This is a genomic window from Microterricola gilva (genome assembly GCF_004217495.1).
GTDB classification, from domain to species: domain Bacteria; phylum Actinomycetota; class Actinomycetes; order Actinomycetales; family Microbacteriaceae; genus Microterricola; species Microterricola gilva.
In genome coordinates this window covers 2,610,210-2,627,215 of sequence record NZ_SHLC01000001.1, presented here as the reverse complement: position 1 = coordinate 2,627,215, position 17,006 = coordinate 2,610,210, and the positions used below count along the sequence as shown (strand labels likewise).

General features: G+C 69.2%; 18 protein-coding genes and 1 tRNA gene. 12 read left to right on the top strand and 7 right to left on the bottom strand.

Annotated features, from left to right (window positions below; translation table 11 throughout):
• Positions 1-261 precede the first annotated feature (261 nt).
• Complete coding sequence (locus EV379_RS12210; RefSeq protein ID WP_130506373.1) at positions 262-3,936, top strand: ATP-binding protein; 3,675 nt, start codon at positions 262-264, stop codon at positions 3,934-3,936.
• Between the two features lie 186 nt (positions 3,937-4,122).
• Positions 4,123-4,386 carry a hypothetical protein gene (locus EV379_RS12205; protein WP_130506372.1) on the top strand — a complete coding sequence of 88 codons (264 nt, stop codon included), beginning with the start codon at positions 4,123-4,125 and terminating at the stop codon, positions 4,384-4,386.
• Between the two features lie 64 nt (positions 4,387-4,450).
• Here EV379_RS12205 and mscL read toward each other — a convergent pair whose 3' ends face one another.
• From mscL to EV379_RS12190, 3 genes are all read right to left on the bottom strand, one after another.
• Positions 4,451-4,864, bottom strand: a complete 414-nt coding sequence (gene mscL / locus EV379_RS12200) for a large conductance mechanosensitive channel protein MscL (RefSeq protein ID WP_130506371.1) — start codon at positions 4,862-4,864, stop codon at positions 4,451-4,453.
• 29 nt (positions 4,865-4,893) lie between these two features.
• A complete protein-coding gene (locus EV379_RS12195) occupies positions 4,894-5,241 on the bottom strand; it encodes an FmdB family zinc ribbon protein (RefSeq protein WP_130506370.1) in 348 nt (115 codons plus the stop codon).
• 86 nt (positions 5,242-5,327) lie between these two features.
• Positions 5,328-5,906, bottom strand: a complete 579-nt coding sequence (locus tag EV379_RS12190) for a 5-formyltetrahydrofolate cyclo-ligase (protein WP_130506369.1) — start codon at positions 5,904-5,906, stop codon at positions 5,328-5,330.
• 98 nt (positions 5,907-6,004) lie between these two features.
• Between EV379_RS12190 and galU the strand changes: the two genes are divergently transcribed.
• The 5 genes from galU (at position 6,005) to EV379_RS12165 (ending at position 9,293) form a co-directional block, all read left to right on the top strand.
• Positions 6,005-6,898, top strand: a complete 894-nt coding sequence (gene galU, locus EV379_RS12185) for a UTP--glucose-1-phosphate uridylyltransferase GalU (protein WP_130506368.1) — start codon at positions 6,005-6,007, stop codon at positions 6,896-6,898.
• 5 nt (positions 6,899-6,903) lie between these two features.
• Positions 6,904-7,554 (top strand): GNAT family N-acetyltransferase, encoded by a 651-nt coding sequence (locus tag EV379_RS12180; protein ID WP_423203247.1) that lies wholly within the window; start codon positions 6,904-6,906, stop codon positions 7,552-7,554.
• Positions 7,555-7,685: 131 nt separating this feature from the next.
• A complete protein-coding gene (locus tag EV379_RS12175) occupies positions 7,686-8,669 on the top strand; it encodes a hypothetical protein (RefSeq protein ID WP_130506367.1) in 984 nt (327 codons plus the stop codon).
• A gap of 255 nt (positions 8,670-8,924) precedes the next feature.
• On the top strand, positions 8,925-9,164 hold the full coding sequence (locus EV379_RS17420) for a hypothetical protein (protein WP_242616357.1): 240 nt from the start codon (positions 8,925-8,927) through the stop codon (positions 9,162-9,164).
• Positions 9,165-9,220: 56 nt separating this feature from the next.
• Positions 9,221-9,293 (top strand) — tRNA-Ala (locus EV379_RS12165).
• 64 nt (positions 9,294-9,357) lie between these two features.
• On the opposite strand, the gene EV379_RS12160 is transcribed toward EV379_RS12165, so the two are convergent.
• Complete coding sequence (locus EV379_RS12160) at positions 9,358-9,789, bottom strand: winged helix-turn-helix transcriptional regulator (RefSeq protein WP_130506365.1); 432 nt, start codon at positions 9,787-9,789, stop codon at positions 9,358-9,360.
• 129 nt (positions 9,790-9,918) lie between these two features.
• On the opposite strand from EV379_RS12160, the gene EV379_RS12155 reads away from it, so the two are divergent.
• Positions 9,919-10,278 carry a DoxX family protein gene (locus EV379_RS12155; protein WP_130506364.1) on the top strand — a complete coding sequence of 120 codons (360 nt, stop codon included), beginning with the start codon at positions 9,919-9,921 and terminating at the stop codon, positions 10,276-10,278.
• Here EV379_RS12155 and EV379_RS12150 read toward each other — a convergent pair.
• Entirely contained in the window at positions 10,275-11,483 is a 1,209-nt protein-coding gene (locus EV379_RS12150) for a sensor histidine kinase (protein ID WP_130506363.1), read from the bottom strand. The genes EV379_RS12155 and EV379_RS12150 overlap by 4 nt on opposite strands.
• Entirely contained in the window at positions 11,476-12,150 is a 675-nt protein-coding gene (locus EV379_RS12145; protein WP_130507456.1) for a response regulator transcription factor, read from the bottom strand. The genes EV379_RS12150 and EV379_RS12145 overlap by 8 nt, the downstream gene beginning before the upstream one ends.
• A 168-nt stretch (positions 12,151-12,318) precedes the next feature.
• Between EV379_RS12145 and EV379_RS12140 the strand changes: the two genes are divergently transcribed.
• Genes EV379_RS12140 through EV379_RS12125 form a run of 4 tightly spaced genes read left to right on the top strand, consistent with a single transcriptional unit; the run spans position 12,319 to position 15,804 of the window.
• The gene (locus EV379_RS12140; RefSeq protein ID WP_130506362.1) at positions 12,319-12,840 is read left to right on the top strand and encodes a hypothetical protein; all 522 of its coding nucleotides are present in this window, start codon (positions 12,319-12,321) and stop codon (positions 12,838-12,840) included.
• Positions 12,837-13,931, top strand: coding sequence for a peptidoglycan-binding protein (locus EV379_RS12135; RefSeq protein WP_130506361.1), 1,095 nt, complete (start codon positions 12,837-12,839; stop codon positions 13,929-13,931). The genes EV379_RS12140 and EV379_RS12135 overlap by 4 nt, the downstream gene beginning before the upstream one ends.
• Positions 13,928-14,617, top strand: a complete 690-nt coding sequence (locus EV379_RS12130; RefSeq protein WP_130506360.1) for an ABC transporter ATP-binding protein — start codon at positions 13,928-13,930, stop codon at positions 14,615-14,617. Before EV379_RS12135 ends, EV379_RS12130 begins: the two co-directional genes overlap by 4 nt.
• The gene (locus EV379_RS12125; RefSeq protein WP_130506359.1) at positions 14,614-15,804 is read left to right on the top strand and encodes an ABC transporter permease; all 1,191 of its coding nucleotides are present in this window, start codon (positions 14,614-14,616) and stop codon (positions 15,802-15,804) included. Before EV379_RS12130 ends, EV379_RS12125 begins: the two co-directional genes overlap by 4 nt.
• A 27-nt stretch (positions 15,805-15,831) precedes the next feature.
• Here the strand turns inward: EV379_RS12125 and EV379_RS12120 are convergent, their stop codons facing one another.
• Complete coding sequence (locus EV379_RS12120) at positions 15,832-16,986, bottom strand: metallophosphoesterase family protein (RefSeq protein WP_130506358.1); 1,155 nt, start codon at positions 16,984-16,986, stop codon at positions 15,832-15,834.
• Between the last annotated feature and the right edge of the window lie 20 nt (positions 16,987-17,006).

Below are 17,006 nucleotides of genomic sequence, written 5' to 3'. Positions count from 1 at the left end.
TGCTCCGAACGCGACCGATTGTCTTGCTGCTCGCCCACACGACTCCTTGCTCTTGGATACCCCAAGGGTATCCAGCCCGGCTGGGAGAATGCTCATTCCGAGCTATTCGAGCGAAACTCCGCCCACGTGCGCAGTATTGCCCCCCACGCGAATTAGGGTGTGCGTGTGTGGCGAGTGGATAAGAAGACGGACGACGATGACATTCTGTCGGAGTTTGACAGCGACGGTACGGAGGTGCCGTCGTCGGCTGCCTCTGCCAACATGACCTCACCGCACACGCTGAGCCTCGGCGATCCGAGCCTGGTCGCCGGCAACATCGCCGAGAGCGAGTGGGAGCGCTGGCGCACCGAGCTCACCCAGCTGGGTGGGCGCTCGCCGCTGCTCCACTTCGACGACAACACGCGCACCCGCATCGAGCTGAGCGTCACGCACCCCGGTGGGCTGCCGCAGTTCATCACCGGCAAGACCACGATGCTCTCCAGCCTGATCCGTGACGAGCTGGCCCTCCGCAACGCCCGCCTCGCCGCCGGCGTCATCACCCAGAAGGGTATCGAGCTGCGCTCGATGCGCGGGCTCGAATCGGTGCACCTCGCCATCGGCCTGGCCCAGTGGCGCTACGGCGATCAGGAGTTCCTCGCCCCGCTGCTGCTGCGCCCGCTCGCGATCCGCCGCTACGGGCGTGACTACGAGCTCAAGCTCAAGGGTCAGCCGTACCTCAACCCGGCACTCGCCAGGGCGCTGCAGGAGCAGTTCCAGATCTCGCTCGACGCCGAGGCGTTCGTCGCCCTCGCCCTGAGCAACGGCGCGTTCAAGCCGCAACCGGTGATCGACCGCCTGCGCGGCCTCACCTCCCACCTGCCCTGGTTCAACGTGATGCCGCGCCTGGTCGTCTCCTCCTTCGCCGAGGTGGGCAGCACGATGTCGGCGGATGCCGCCGTGCTCGAGCACCCCGTCATCGACGCGATCGCGGGCAACCCGGGTGCCCGCGCCAGCATCGCCAGTGCGTACAACCCGGTGGTCTCGCCCAGTCAGGATGCCAGGCCGCCGGCCACGGACACCCTGCTGCTCGACGCCGACTCCGAGCAGGAGAACGTTGTCGCGCAGATCGCAGCAGGCAACTCGCTCGTCGTCAAGACGCTGCCAGGCACGGGTGGAACCCAGACGATCGTGAACGCGATCGGCTCGCTCGTCAGCCAGCACAAGCGCGTGCTCGTCGTCAGCGCCCGCCGCTCAACGCTCGACGGCATCGCCCACCGGCTCGGCCAGGTCGGGCTGAACGGGCTCGCCGTCACCTGCCGCACGCTGCGGCGCGACGTCATCCAGTCGATCACCCGCAACGAGAAGGCGACCCAGCCGAGCGTCGGCGAGGTCGACGATGCGCTGGTGCGCCTGCGCAAGGTGCTGCTCGACTACCGCGGAGCCCTCGGCCGCAAAGATCCGGCGCTCGGCGTCTCGGTGCTCGACGCGCTCGGCGAGCTTGCCAGGCTCGCCCTGCTGCCGACGCCGCCGTCGACGACGGCCCGCCTCGACCGCGTCTCGCTCGAGGCACTCGCGCACGACCGCTCCGCGGCGGCAGAGGCTCTGATCAAGGCCGCGGCGCTCGGCGAGTTCCGCTACGGTCCTGGCGACTCACCCTGGTACGGCGCCTCCTTCAGCTCCACGGCGGAGGCGACAGCCACCCACGAGCTCGCCAAGCAGCTCGACAAGGTCGAGCTACCGCGCCTGCTCGACCGGGCCAACGCCCTCATCGCCCAGACCCGGCTACGCCCGTTCGAGTCGGTGGCCGAGCTCGGCATCTACCTTCGCCTGCTGCTCGACATGCGCGAGAGCCTCGACAAGTTCCAGCCGGCTGTGTTCGACCGCTCGCTCACCGAGCTGATCGCCGCGACATCCGCCCGCCGCGATTCGCCAGAGATGTCGGGCTCCAATCGCCGCCGCCTCCGCAAGCTCGCCCTCGAATACCTGCGCCCCGGCGTGCACGTCACCGACATGAACGACGCACTCAAGCGCATCCAGCAGCAGCGCACGCTGTGGCAGCGCTACGTCGTGGCCGGCTCCACCCCCGAGGTGCCCGTCGGCATCGCCGATGTGCACGTTGCGTACACCCGCGTCGCCGAAGACCTCGCCAAGCTCGACGCCCCGCTCGGCGTCGCCGGCACGACCAGGCAGCTTGCAGCGCGTCCGATCCGGGAGCTGGTGACTGCGCTCAGCGGACTCGCCGCCGACTCTGAGGTGCTCGCGAATCTGCAGGAGCGCACCGCGATCCTCGCCCAGCTGCGTGACCTCGCCCTCGACCCCCTGCTGATGGACCTCTCGCAGCGCCACGTGCCTGAAGCCGCCGTCGCCGCCGAGCTGGAGCTCGCCTGGTGGCAGTCGGTGCTCGAGTCGATGCTCGGCAGCGACAAGGCCCTGCTGAACGCGAACACGCACGTGCTCGACCGTCTGGAGTCCGACTTCCGCCTCGTCGACGAGGCTCACGCGGGAGCTTCTGGCGCCCAGCTGGCCTGGCTGCTCGCCGAGACGTGGAAGATCGGCGTCGTCGACTGGCCGGAGGAGGCCGAGACGCTCAAGCGCGTCCTCCGCTCCGAGCGTGCAACGCCTGCCGCGCTCAACGACGCGGCTCCTCACCTGTCGCGCGTGCTCGCCCCGGTCTGGCTCTCCTCACCGTACGAGGTCGCCGAGATCACCGACCGCATCGCCTTCGACACGGTCTTGCTGGTGGATGCCGGTGCGACGACGTTCGCAGAGAACCTCGGCGCGATCCGCCGCGGCAAGCAGCTGGTCGCATTCGGCGACCCGGTGACGCAGTCGCCTGCCCCGTTCACGACTGGCATCAGCGAGGCCGCCCTGGCCGACCAGACGCCCTCCGTCGACGGCGAGGACGAGGCATCCGAGAGCCGCAGCGCCGTCGATGCCCTGCACGCAGACTCGGCGCTCGCCCGCCTCGGCGAACTGCTGCCGACGCTCACCCTCACCCGCAGCTATCGCGCGGGCGGCGAAGACCTCGCCGAGCTGGTGAACCGGCGCTTCTACGCCGGGCGCATCGACTCCCTGCCCTGGGCCGGGAGCTTCCTCGGCCACGGCAGCCTCGCCCTGCACTACGTCGCGGGCGGCAACGGCATGCCGGATGCCGACACCGGCGCCGTCGAGAGCGTCGACGCCGAGGTGGCGGAGGTCGTGGCCCTCGTGCTCGATCACGCCGTCAACCGGCCCAAGGAATCGCTCATGGTGATCACCGCGAGCAACCGTCACGCGGTGCGCGTGCACCAGGCCGTGCTCGCCGCATTCGCCAAGCGCACCGACCTCAGCGACTTCATCCTGCGCGACCGTACAGAGCCGTTCACCGTGCTCACGCTCGAGCAGTCGGTGGCGCAGAGCCGCGACCGCGTCATCTTCTCGATCGGCTACGGTCGAACGCCGCACGGCCGGCTGCTCTCCAACTTCGGTGCACTCGGGGAGCCGGGAGGCGACCGCCTGCTCGCCGTCGGCATGACGCGCGCCCGGCGTGCGATGGACATCGTCTCCTGCTTCCGCCCCGAGGACATCGACGAGGATCGGCAGCGCCATGGCATCCTGGCCCTCGCCCAGATCCTCAGCCAGACCGAGGCGCGCGAGGCAGAGGAACACCTGCCGGACGACAGCGAGCCCATGCTGCTCGACCTCGCATCGCGGTTGACGAAGATGGGCATCCGCGTCGAGCTCGGGCACCGAGACAAGCTCGCGCTGGCCGCCTCGCACGGCGGGCGTGCGCTCGTCGTCGAGACCGATGGGGCCGTCGGCTCCTCGAGCCTGCGCGAGTCGCTGCGCCTGCGCCCTGAGGTGCTGCGGCGTCTCGGCTGGCACTACCTGCGCGTGCACAGCTTCGAGTTGTTCAGCGACCCGGATGCCGTGGCCCTCCGCGTCGCGGCCGTGCTGGACTTCCGCCCGGCTGCCTGACCGCTTCCCGCTCGCGCTCCGGCGTGTGTTGGGGCTTCGGGGGCTGCCTCGTTCCTCGGCTGCTCCCTCGAGCCAGCGCAGCGACGAAGGAGCAGCGGCGCACGCGAAGCCCTGAGCGTCTCACCCGATCTGGCGGCCCGCGGCGACGGAGCTTCCGGTGCGAGGGGGCGCGTAGGCTTGGACGCGATGAGTGACAAGCGTGATGAGGGCCGGGGTGCCGCGGATTCCGCGGCCCGCCAGTGGGTCGAACGAGTACCGGGATCCAGCCGCCGGGCGCGGCTGACGCCCGTCGCGGGCACCGACACCAGCCCGGAGCCGCCGATCACGCGCAACGACCCGATCCTGGACGCTCGCCCATCGGCCGATGGCGGAGCACCGGCATCCGGAACACCTGCCGCCTCAGGCCCCAACGACGAACGCCTGCGCCGGGACGTCCCACCGCACTGGTAAGCCGCCGCCGACAGAAACGCGCCGACCGCCTGACGGCGATCGGCGCGGTCGTGTGTTGGATGCGCTACTTGTGGTGCTTGCCCTCGCTGGCGACGAGCGCGTCGCGGATCTCGGTGAGCAGGTCGAGTTCGGTGACCGGCGCGCTCTCGTCCTCGATGCCTGCCTTGCGCTTGGCCTCCTGCATCTCCTTCATCTTGTTGATGGGGAGGACGAAGACGAAGTAGACGACGGCGGCGACGATTAGGAAGGTGATGACCGAGGCGAGGATCGCGCCGAACTTGATCGCGGCCCCGCCGGGCAGCTCAAGGATCAGGGCGCCGGCCAGGTCCTCGGCGTTGAAGAGTGCGCCGATGATCGGGTTGAAGAGGTTCTCGACGATCGAGTTGACGACCGCGGTGAATGCGGCACCGATGACGACGGCCACGGCCAGGTCGATGACGTTGCCGCGCATGATGAATTCGCGGAATCCCTTGAGCATGGTCGTTTCCTTTCGCGAAGGCGATTGGCCTACTTGGGTGTCGGTGATGCGCCGCTCTTCGATGCGGTTGACGCACCTGAAACGCTAGCGGACGAGGTCGTCGATGCCGGGGACGCCTTGCCGGAGTCGGACGATCCGCCCGAGGATGCCGTGCTCGAGCTGGCACCGGAGCCGGGGGCCGCCGGCAGCGAGCTTCCGCCCGAGCGGGAGTCGGTGCGGTAGAAGCCGCTGCCGTTGAAGGTGACGCCGATGCTGTTGAACACCTTGCGCAGCTTGCCGCCGCAGATGTCGCACACGCTCAGCGAGTCGTCGGTGAATGCCTGGTGGATGTCGAAGGCGTTGTCACACTCGGTGCAACGGTAGGAATAGGTGGGCACTGAGTCTCCGTGCGTCTCTGTGTCGCGCAGCCGCGCAACGTCGGGCCCCGCCGCAATCGCGGCGAGACAGCTACATATTAAGGATGCTAGAAGGTGAGGATGCGGGTGGGGGTGACGACTCCGTTGACCGGCTGATCGTGCACCTCGCGCGGAACCTCGTCAACGAATTCGCTGTCGAAGATCACCGCATACACCGGAGGACAATTCTCCATCGAACCGAGCGTCTTGTCGAAATAGCCCCGGCCCCAGCCCATGCGCATCCCGCTCTCGTCCACGGATGCCGCAGGAACGATGATCAGGTCGACGTCGTTGATCGCGATCGGGCCGAGAAGCTCACCGACCGCCTCCGGCATACCGTGGAGCCCCTCGGTCTCCACGCTCTCCTCGCCGACCGTCCAGTCGAGCAGGCCGTCATCCCGTGAGATCGGGAAGAGCACGCGAAGGCCCTGCGCCTCTGCCCAGTTGATGAACGGCCGGGTGTTCGGCTCCATCGGGGTGGAGAGGAAGCACGCGATGGACCGTGCCGCGAGATCGAGTGTGACGGCCTCGAGATTCTGTGTGAGACCGATCGTGGCGATATCGCGCTCGTGCTGAGAGAGATTCTGGCGACGCTCGCGGAGTTCGGCGCGCAGTGCGCGCTTCGCCAGCGTGGGATCGGGAGACATGGCCCCATCTTAGGCGTTCTGCCTCCTGCGGAGCCGGAGTCGCTCACATCAGGCGGGGCGTTGCCCGGCCCGCTCGTGCGTGTGAGTAACCTAGGGTCATGAAAGCTCGCGCCACGAAGGCCGTCATTCCCGCGGCAGGTCTCGGAACCCGATTCCTGCCTGCAACCAAGGCGATGCCCAAGGAGATGCTGCCCGTCGTCGACAAGCCGGCGATCCAGTACGTCGTGGAGGAGGCCGTCGGCGCCGGGCTCCACGACGTCCTCATGATCACCGGCCGCAACAAGAACGCGCTCGAGAACCACTTCGACCGGGTGACGGAGCTGGAGGCCACGCTCGAGAAGAAGGGTGACCTCACCCGCCTCGAGAAGGTTCTCGAGTCAACGGAGCTCGCCGACATGCACTACGTGCGTCAGGGTGACCCGCTCGGCCTCGGCCACGCGGTGCTGCGCGCGCGGATGCACGTCGGAAATGCCCCGTTCGCGGTGCTCCTCGGTGACGACATCATCGATGACCGCGATGTGCTTCTCTCGCGCATGCTCGACGAGCAGCAGGCACGCGATGCGACCATCGTGGCACTGCTCGAGGTCGACCCTGACTCCATCCACATGTACGGCGCCGCCGCGATCGAGCCCACCGACAGCCCGGATGTCGTGCGCATCACCGGCCTGGTCGAGAAGCCGAGCCGCGAGGAGGCGCCGTCCAACTACGCGATCATCGGCCGCTACGTGCTGAAGCCCGAGATCTTCGACGTGCTTGAGAACACGCCTCCGGGCAAGGGCGGCGAGATCCAGCTGACCGACGCCCTCGAGGTGCTTGCGGCGGATGCCGAGAACACCGGCGGCGTCTACGGCGTCGTGTTCCGCGGCCGCCGCTACGACACGGGCGACCGTCTCGACTACATCAAGGCCATCGTGCAGCTCGCCGTCGCCCGGGGTGACCTGGGCCCGGACCTCCGCGTGTGGCTCAAGCAGTTCGTCGGCGAACTGGACTAACGATCGTGCTGCCCACGCTGCGCGACGGCGCGGTCACGTTGCGCCCGATCCGGGTGCGCGACGCGCGGGCGTTGGAACGGCTGCTGCTGGAGAACCGGCGCTGGCTGAGCAAGTGGGAGGCGACGAGCCCGCAGGGCATCGGCTCCTTCGACATGCGCTCCGGCATCCGCAGCCTGCTCGCCAATGCGCGTGGCGGGCACGGCCTGCCGTTCGTGCTCGAGCACGACGGGGAGGTGGCCGGCCAGCTCAACGTCTCGTCGATCAGCTACGGCTCGCTCGCCTCGGCCACCCTCGGCTACTGGGTTGCAGAACGCTTCGCCGGACTCGGCATCACACCGACGGCGGTGGCGCTGGCGACCGACTACTGCTTCGCCCAGCTCGGTGTCCACCGCATGGAGATCTGCATCCGGCCGGAGAACGCGCCGAGCCTCCGGGTCGTGCAGAAGCTCGGCTTCCGCTACGAGGGGCTGCGCAGGCGCTACATCCACATCGACGGCGACTGGCGCGACCACTACTGTTTCGCGCTCGTGAGCGAGGAACTGCCTCAGGGTGTTCTGGCCCGCTGGCGGCTCGGCCTGGTTCCGGCGGATGCCGCGGCCATCCCGCCGCACGATGCGGCGCTCGCCGCGCGTCCGCTGCCGACGACACCTCGCTGAGCTCTGCTGACCCCCGCTTGCGGGGCGAATCGCCGAAAGCGGAGGCACAAACTGCATAAAGCCGACAAATCATCGGGGACACGCCCACAGGAAGTCGCGTCGCTTGCCGCGTTCGCCCTAACTTAGAGACTATGGGTGCAGACGCGCTGGGTGGTGGAGTGCTGGTGGCCGCGGCTGCCGTGCTCTGGCTTGCGTACCTGCTCCCGACCTGGCTGCACCGTCGACAGTACGTCACCAGCGAACGCAATGCGGTGCGGCTGCAGCAGACCCTCCGCGTGCTCGCCGAAACGGCCGAGGCTCCGCGCGAGATCGTCGTCGAGGCCACCGCCCGCGACGCCGTGGCCCAGTCCAAGGTGCTGCGCGAGCGCGAGAACGCCGCCCGTGAGCTGGTCAAGGCCGAGGCCGCGGCCGCAGCACAGACCCGTCGCGCCGAGGACGCGCTGCGCATCGAGAAGCTGCGAGCCGACGCCGCCCGCGCCGCCGCGAACCCCGTACTGATCGCCCGGGCGAAGCTCCGTTCGCTCCGCCGCGCACGCGCGGCCACCGCGCTCGTCCTGCTCGCTTCGCTTGTCGCCATTCTCGCCGGCGGCATCACGGCCGCCGTCTCCGGCTCGTTGGCGTTGCTGGCGATCGGTGCCGTCACCGGCGTCGCCGCGTTCGTGACGCTCGGCTCCCTGGCCAAGGCCGGCCGCAACGCGGCCAGGGTCGCACGCGCAGCCTCCGCCGCACCGGCAGCCCCCGCGCGGTTCACGCCGGTCGAGTTCGCGCCGCGCGCCACCGCTCCGCAGGGCTGGACACCGCGGCCCCTGCCGAAGCCCGCCTACCTCGAGCGCGGCTCCGTCGCGGCGGCGGCCAGGGCCTCCGTCGATGCGGCAGCCGAGCTGCGCCGCGTCGCGGCCCGCGCCGCCCTCCTCGAGCGTGCCGCAGCGCTCGATGCCGCCAGCGAGGCCGTTTCGCCCGCCGCGACAGTGACCCCGATCGCCCGCCCTGCCGCTCCTGCCGCGCCGAGCAAGTTCGCCAGCATGGGCGTGCTGAGCGATGCGGGCATGGCCGACACCGCGCCCGGAATGGGCGACCTCGACGCCGTTCTGCGCCGTCGTCGCGCCGCGGGCTGACGGCACTCATGAGCGGCACCCCCGAAGCGGGCGGTGACCCGGCATGCTGGTTGGCCGCCGTCTGCCCCGACTGCGGGCGCTACGTGGAGGATCGCCGTGCGCGGCTGTGTCCGCGATGCGGCGCCGAGCTGCCGCCGGCCGAGGACGGTAACGCTGCTCGCATGGCCCTCGCCAAGCGCGGGGTGCAGGCGTATGGTCAGAGCACAGCCGGATGCGGCAGCCTGCGGCATCCGGACCCCAACTGCGAGGTGAGCGATGAGCGAGAAGACCACATACACCGCCGTGCTGTTCGGGCCGGGCATGATCGGCCACGGCGACGAGATGCAGCTCGAATACGTCAACGGCGCCTACCAGCCGGAGATCGTCATCAGCTACGACGAGCCGGGCGGCACGATCACCCGCACGTGGCGTTTGGGGCACGAGACCGAGGAACCGGTGCCGTATCGATTCGTCAGCGAACAGGATGCAGGCGCGGAGGCGCACATCACGAATTGAGTTGCGTGTCGTGTGTCTTTCGAGGGTCGAGAGCGGTGCTATCGTAGAAACCGCACGGGCCCTTGGCGCAGTTGGTAGCGCGCCTCGTTCGCATCGAGGAGGTCAGGAGTTCGAATCTCCTAGGGTCCACGCACAAGGAAAGCCCCGGTCATCGACCGGGGCTTTTCTGCTTCCTGAGACGCCTTCGCCGCGTCTAGCCCTCCGGCCCGTCGAAGACGGATCGAGCGTCCAGGATCGCCCGGTGGTTGTCGGCCGCCCAGCCGACGAGGCTGAGCACCGGCTCGGAGAGTGAGCGGCCAAGCGGCGTGGCGGTGTATTCGACGCGAGGCGGGATCTCGGCAAAGCTCTGCCGTGACACCAAGCCGTCGCGCTCCAGGCTGCGGAGCGTCTGAGTGAGCATGCGGTGCGAGATGCCGTCGACGGCGCGCTGCAGCTCGGTGAAGCGGCGTGGCCCGTCGTGCAGCACGCCGATGACCAGGAGGCTCCACTTGTCGCCGACGCGGGAGAGCACCTCGCGGATCACGGCACTGGCTGGATTGTCCGTGCTGCACGTCGCGGCCCCGTCGGTATCGCCATGGGGGATCGCCCCGGAGTCGATCGTGCGTGCCTGGGCGGAGCTGTTCATGGTTTCCCCTTCCAATGCGCACCTCCAGGTGCGTGACGAACCGAGAAGTGCGGGTGGCCTCAGGGAATATGCTAACAGACCGTGCGTTACGCACTATCTGGAACTATTAGCCATTTCTTTGGAGAACTCATGATCATCGCCCTCTGGATCGTCACCGCCCTTCTCGCTGCACTCTTCGTCATGGCCGGGTCAATGAAGGCCGTCACCCCGTATGGCACCGTGCGCGAGAAGATGGCGTGGGTGGAGTCTGTGAACCCTCCGCAGCTGAAGACGATCGGCATCCTCGAGGTGCTCGGCGCGCTCGGTCTGGTGCTGCCCGCCGCGACGGGGATCGCCCCATGGCTCACGCCGATCGCCGCGTTCGGCCTGTTCGTGATGATGGTCGTCGCAGTTGCTCTGCACGTGCGCCGCAAGGAGTCCGCGACCCCGAGCATCGTGCTGGGTATCATCGCCCTCGTGGTCGGTATCGGTTGGCTGGTGTTCGCCTAGGACGATGTGGCCGCGGCCGCCGGGATCCGAACGATGGCGCGCAAGCCGCCGTCGGGGCGAGGCTCGAGCTCGAGCGTGCCACGGAAACGGTCGACGATTGCGGAGACGATCGAGAGCCCGAGGCCGTGACCGCGCGTCGATGATCCCGCCGTGCGGCCAGCGGCCCTGGCGAACGGCTCCGACAGCCCGGCGAGCATGCCCTCGTCGAGCACGACGCCGCTGTTGCTGATCTCGAACTCCGCCGCGCCGGCCGCGTCGGTGCCCGTCCGCACCGTGACGACACCGTCGTCGATATTGTGACGCACGGCGTTCTGCACGAGATTCGTCAGGAGCTGGCGCAACAGCACGGGTTCGACCTCGACGGTCGCCGCATCGAGCTGCGCCTCGACACGCACACCGTGCGCCACAGCCTCGGCACGGCAGGCACTGACGACCTCGGATGCCGCCGCGGCCAGATCGATCAGCTCCGGCCGCGCGGTGGACGACTGGATCTTGGCCAGGTCGAGCAGTGCCTCGACCGTCTCGATGCTCCGCTCGTTCATGATGCGCAGCCGGTCGAAGACGGCGCGCGCCTCCTCGTCGTGATCCTGAGCGATCGCGACATCCAGCATCGCCCGGCTCGTGGCCAGCGGCGTGCGCAGCTCGTGCGATGCGTTCAGCGCGAAGCGTTTGGATGCCGCGAAGGAGCGTTCGAGCTGGGCGAGCATCTCGTCGAAGTTCGTCGCCAGCTCCGAGATCTCATCGCGCGGCCCTGTGAGGTGGATCCGCTGCTGCAGGTCGCCGTTGGCCGCCTTGCGCGCCGCGCCGTTGATGTACTGCAGGGGGCGGAGCATCCGCCCAGCCACGGCCCACCCGACGGCGATGCCGGCGACAGCCAGCACGAGCAGCACGATCACCGAGACGCCAAGCAGCACGTTGAGCATCTGATCGGTCGAGTTGATGAGCAGTTCGGCCGGAACGGTGCTGGCGGCGGGAGATGAGCCTTCGCTCGGACTCGGCAGGGGAGACGGCGCGACGGGATCCAGCGTGGCGGCCGGCACCGAGGCGGCCGGCACGAGGTCGTACGTCGGCACGAAACGCATGAACGCGTAGATGATGCTGAGCAGCACAATGCCGGCGCCGGTGAGCAGCGCGGAGTAGGTGAGCGCCAGACGTGCCCGCACCGTCATCCGGTAGCGGTGGCCGCCAACGACGGGCTCAGTCATTGTCGGACTCCTCGGTGATGGCGTAGCCGACGCCCGCGACGGTGCTGATGATCGAGGGGTCACCGAGCTTGCGGCGGAGGTTGCTGATCGTGACCTTCACCGAGTTGGTGAAGGGGTTGGCGTTCTCGTCCCACGCCTTCTCCAGGATCGTCTCGGCGCTGACCACGCCACCCTGCGCCTGGAGCAGCAGCTCGAGCACGGCGAACTCCTTGCGGGCCAGCGTGACGAAGCGCCCGCCGACCGTGACCTCGCGCCGGAAGGGGTCGAGGCGGACGCCGCGACGCTCCAACACGGGCGGCAGCGAGGTGAAGCTGCGCCGGTTGAGCGCGCGCAGCCTGGCGATGAGCTCGGGAAACTCGAACGGCTTGCTCAGGTAGTCGTCGGCACCGAGCTCCAGGCCGCCCACCCGGTCGTCGAGCGAGCCGGCGGCCGTCAGCATCAGGATGGCCGGGCTCTCGGGGTCGGCCGCCAGCGTGCGGCAGACGTCATCGCCGTGGGTGCCGGGAATGTCGCGATCGAGCAGCACGACGTCGTAGTCGTTGATCGCGGCTGCTTCGAGCGCCGCGTCGCCGTCACCGACGATATCGGCCGCGATCGCGTCCATCGCCAACCGGGTGCGGATGGCATCGGCGAGGAACTCCTCGTCTTCTACGATCAGCACTCTCACGGTCATCTCCCTACTCGAGCGCGCCTGGCGGTCTGCTCCTCCTGAAGTCAAGCAGACGAGAGCTAACGAAAAGGTAAGCCGGGGCCTTTACCTCCTCGCAACCGCACGCCGGGTGGAATGACTTCGGCGCGGTCGGACGACCGCGTCGTACCGACGAAAGCGATGAACATGACCACCTCCTCTCCCGCCCGCCCCCGTCGCCGCACCGCGGTGGCCACCCTGGCCGCGGCCGCAGGCGCGGTCCTCCTGCTCGGCCTGACCGCCTGTGCGCCGGCTGCAGACAGCGGTGCCGAGCTGAAGACAGACGACTATGAGACGTCGGTCGTCGATTGGCGGCAGAAGTTCGATGACTGCATGCTGGATGCCGGCTTCGACCTGAACCAGGAGAACGCCGACGGCAGCCCCACAAACACGATTGACACCTCCCAGTTCGACATGGCCGAATTCGACAAGGCCTACGCCGCGTGCACCGAGAAGGTCGGCGAGCCCCCCGTCGACGAGAGCCTGCCCACCGAGGAGGAGCTCTTCGACTCCCAGCTGGCCTTCGCCACCTGCATGCGCGAGTTCGGCTACGACTACCCGGACCCCGTCAAGGGCAACGGCGGCATGACTCCGGCCCTCGGACCAGAGGTGAACCCGGACGACATCGACGCTTGCTCGGCGAAGGCCGAGCAGGCGGGCGCAGAATGACCGCGCCGAGCCTCGCCGCGCCCCGCCGCGCCCGACGTGGATGGCTGATCGTCGGCGCCGGCGTGGCTGTGCTCGCCGTCGTCGCGACAGTTGTCGTGCTGCTGCAGCCCCCGAGGGAGGCGGTGGCCGGGCCGAAGGCCGTGAACGTCGAGACGGCCGTGGTCACGCGCGGCGACCTGACGGAGGGCTTCCGTGCCCAGGGCACGCTGGCCTATGCGGCGCCGCGCGAGATCGGAACGGCGCTGCCCGGCGTCGTCACCGGATTCCCGGCATCCGGCAGCATCGTCGGAGCCGGCCAGGAACTGTTTCGCATCGATGACCAACCCGTCGTGCTCCTGCACGGCGATCTGCCCGCGTGGCGTGCGTTCTCGCTGGGGATGACGGACGGCGCCGATGTCCTGCAGCTGGAGCGCAACCTCGCAGCGCTTGGCTTCTTCGATCGGGAACCCGATGAGGAATTCGCGGGCAGCACCGAGCGGGCAGTGAAGAACTGGCAGGAATCGCTGGGTCTCGAGGAGACCGGGGCGATCGAGCTCGGCCGCGTCGTGTTCGCGCAGGGCGATGTGCGCATCCAGGCGCCGAAGGCGGCGATCGGCGATGCCGGCAGCGCGGCGGTCGTCTCGGTCACCGGCGCGAACAAGGAGGTGCTGGCGTTCGTCGACACCGCGCAGCAGGGGCTCGTGGCGGTTGGCACAAAGCTGACGGTCACGCTCCCGGGCGGGGTGCAGGCCGGTGGAACGGTCGTCTCCGTCGGCGCCCCCGTCGAGCGTGACGGCGGCAACGGCAAGACGATGAAGGTGCCAGTCACCGTCACTCTCGACGACGCCGCGGCCACCGCGAATCTTGACAACGTCTCGGTGACGATCTTCCTCACCCAGGTCAAGGCAAGCGACGTGCTCCTCGTTCCCGTTGTGGCGTTGCTGGCCCGGCCCGGTGGCGGGTTCGCCGTCGAGGTCGTGGCGGACGATTCGGCGAAGACGGGTGCACACTCGAGCATCGTCCCCGTCGAGCTCGGCGCTTTCGCCGACGGCTTCGTCGCCGTCACGGGCGGAAAGCTGGCCGAAGGCGACACGGTGGTGGTGGCGAAATGACACGCCCCATCGTTGAGCTGAACGGCGTCACCCGCTCCTACGGCTCGCCGCCCACCGTGGCCCTGAACGGAGTCGACCTGCGCATTGATGAGGGAGAGATGGTGGCGATCGTGGGGCCGAGCGGCTCCGGTAAGTCCACGATGCTCAACATCATCGGCTCCCTCGACCGCGCGAGTTCCGGTTCCGCGGCGATCGCCGGCCATGACATCGCCGGGCTCAGCGACGCGGCACTGTCCGCACTCCGTGCGCACACGATCGGCTTCGTCTTCCAGCAGTTCCACCTCGCGGACGGCGTGAGCGCGCTCGATAACGTCGCGACCGGCTTGCTGTACACGGGAACGCCGCCGAGGGAACGCCGCCGTCTGGCCGCCATCGCCCTGGAACGCGTCGGCCTCGGCGACCGTCTGCTGCACGACCCGCGTCAGCTCTCCGGCGGTGAGCGGCAGCGGGTCGCGATCGCCCGCGCCGTCGTTGGTGAACCGCGGCTGCTCCTCGCCGACGAGCCGACCGGAAGCCTCGACACCCGCTCCGGTGCGGGCGTGATGGAGATCCTGGGCGAGCTCAACCGCTCCGGCACCACCGTCGTCGTGATCACCCACGACCAATCCCTGGCCGAGCGGATGCCGCGCCGCGTGCGCATCCGCGACGGTGAGATCGTGGCCGACGAGCGCGGGGTCGCGGCATGAGTCTCAGCTCCCGCTCCCGTCTGCGGGCCGGCGATCTATTCGCACTCGGCTTCCACGGCCTGCGCGCCCGCCCGATGCGCGCCATCCTCTCGTCGCTCGGTATCGCAATCGGCATCGCCGCGATGATCTCCGTGATCGGCATCTCGACGTCCAGCCAGGCGCTGATCGCGGGCAAGCTCTCCGCGCTCGGCACGAACGTGCTCACGGTCACGGCCGGAACCGATCTGCTCGGCGAGGACGCGCCGCTGCCGGCCGGCTCCCTCGCCGCCATCCGGCGCATTGACGGCGTGCAGCATGTCGGCTCGACGGCAATGCTCAAGGACGTCACCGTGTTCCGCAATGCCGAGATCGAGAAGACCCGCACGGGCGGGTTGAGCGTCGTCGCCGCCGATCTGGGGCTGCTCGAGGCGTCAGGTGCCACGCTGCTGAGCGGAACCTGGTTGAACGAGGCGACGGCCCAGTTTCCCACCACTGTGCTCGGTCGCACGAGCGCCGAACGGCTCGGCATCCAGAAAGCGGGAGGTCAGGTCTGGCTGGGCGGGCAGGCGTTCACGGTCGTCGGGATCCTCGACTCCTCTCCGCTCGCGCCGGAACTGGACGCGATGGCGCTGATCGGCGAGCCGATCGCCACGACCCTCTTCGGCTACGCAGGCAGCCCGACCAGAATCTACGAGCGCTCCGATGAGGGCCGCGTCGCCGCCGTACGGAAGCTGCTGCCACCGACGATCAGCCCCGAGTCGCCGAGCGAGGTGACGGTGAGCCGGCCGTCAGACGTCCTCGCAGCGAAGAACACCGTCGACCAGGCCTTCACCGGGCTGCTCGTCGGCGTCGGGTCCATCGCGCTCCTCGTCGGCGGCATCGGGGTGGCCAACACCATGGTCATCTCGGTGCTTGAGCGGCGCCGCGAGATCGGCCTGCGCCGGTCCCTCGGCGCCACCCGCAGGCACATCCGGCTGCAGTTCCTGTTCGAGGCGATGCTGCTGGCGGCGTACGGCGGTCTCGCCGGAACCGCGCTCGGCTGGCTGATCACGGCGGTCACGGCCCGTTCCAACGGCTGGGTGCTCGCCATCCCGCCCGAGGTGCTCGTGGCGGGAGTGGCGGTGACCGTCGCCGTCGGGGCCGTGGCCGGCGTGCTTCCGGCGGTGCGGGCGGCCAAGACCTCGCCGACCGCTGCCCTCAGCAGCTAGTCCGAGCCGCTAGCTGAGCTGCTGGCCTCAGCGGGAGGTCAGCAGCTCGCGCGCAGTGGCGGCATCCGTGAGCGGATCCAGCCGCACCTCGTGCACGATCGCACCGTCGAGGGTGCGCATCGTGAACACGAGCTCCTTGGATGACGCGTTCGCATCGATCCACGTCGCGGCCTCCTCTGAGGCGGCATCGGTGTCCGGACCGCCGCCGATGAGCTGCCCGTAGGGGAATTCGGCCGTCGGCGGCAGCCACGCGGTGCCGTGGGTGTGCCCGGACACGACGATCTGGGCACCCCACGCGACGAGCGCGTCGTTCCACGCGTCGCGGCTCATCCGGCTGAACCAGTCGTAGCCGCCGTCGTCGTAGTCGACCTCAACCTCCTCGATCCAGCGCAGCGGAATGTGACAGAACACGACACGGTAGGGGGCGTCGCGGAACTCCGGCTGCGCGGTGACCTCGCGCAGCCACTCCGCCTGCTCGGCCCGCAGCGGTTCGAACGCCACGCGTCCCTCGAAGCTCGGGTGGGCGTCCGGCTTGTCCTCACCGGTGTGCAGCACCACGCAGGCGACCGGCCCGACGCGGAAGGCGGTGAACGGGCGACCCTCCGGCGAGGCGACGAAGTCCTCCAGCTGGTATGCCCAGGTGCCGCGCACATCGTGGTTGCCCACGACGATCGCCAGCGGGCGGTCGGCGCTCACATCGAGACCGGCCGGGCTGAGGATCGTGGTCGTGAACCACGCCGGGTCCTTCCAGTCGTTGCAGAGATCGCCGTTCCAGACGAGCACGTCCACCTCGGGGGTGACGGCATCCAGCGCGCGCAGGGTGTCGTCATTCTGGTGGGTGTCGTTCCACACGGCGATGTGGGCGGTGTCGGATGCCGGGGCGAGCGTGCGCACGGTCTTCCACGCGCTCTCGTGTCGCTCACGCGGGTCGAGCACCGACTCCGTCACGGCGCGGACACGGCGCGCGGTGCCGGCCGGCCACCCGGCCACGCGCACCCGGAGCACCCGGTCGTCCTGCGGAACCATGCCGAAGGAGTCGGACGTGACGACGCCGCGCTCGCCGTCTGGCGCCTCCCACTCGAGCCAGCCGCGGCTGAGGCGGCTCACCCCCCACACGATCTCGAAGCCGTCCTCGCGGGGCGCCATCACCACGGGAGGGCTCTCCACCAGTGCTGCGGTCATTGTCGTGTCCTCATTCCCTG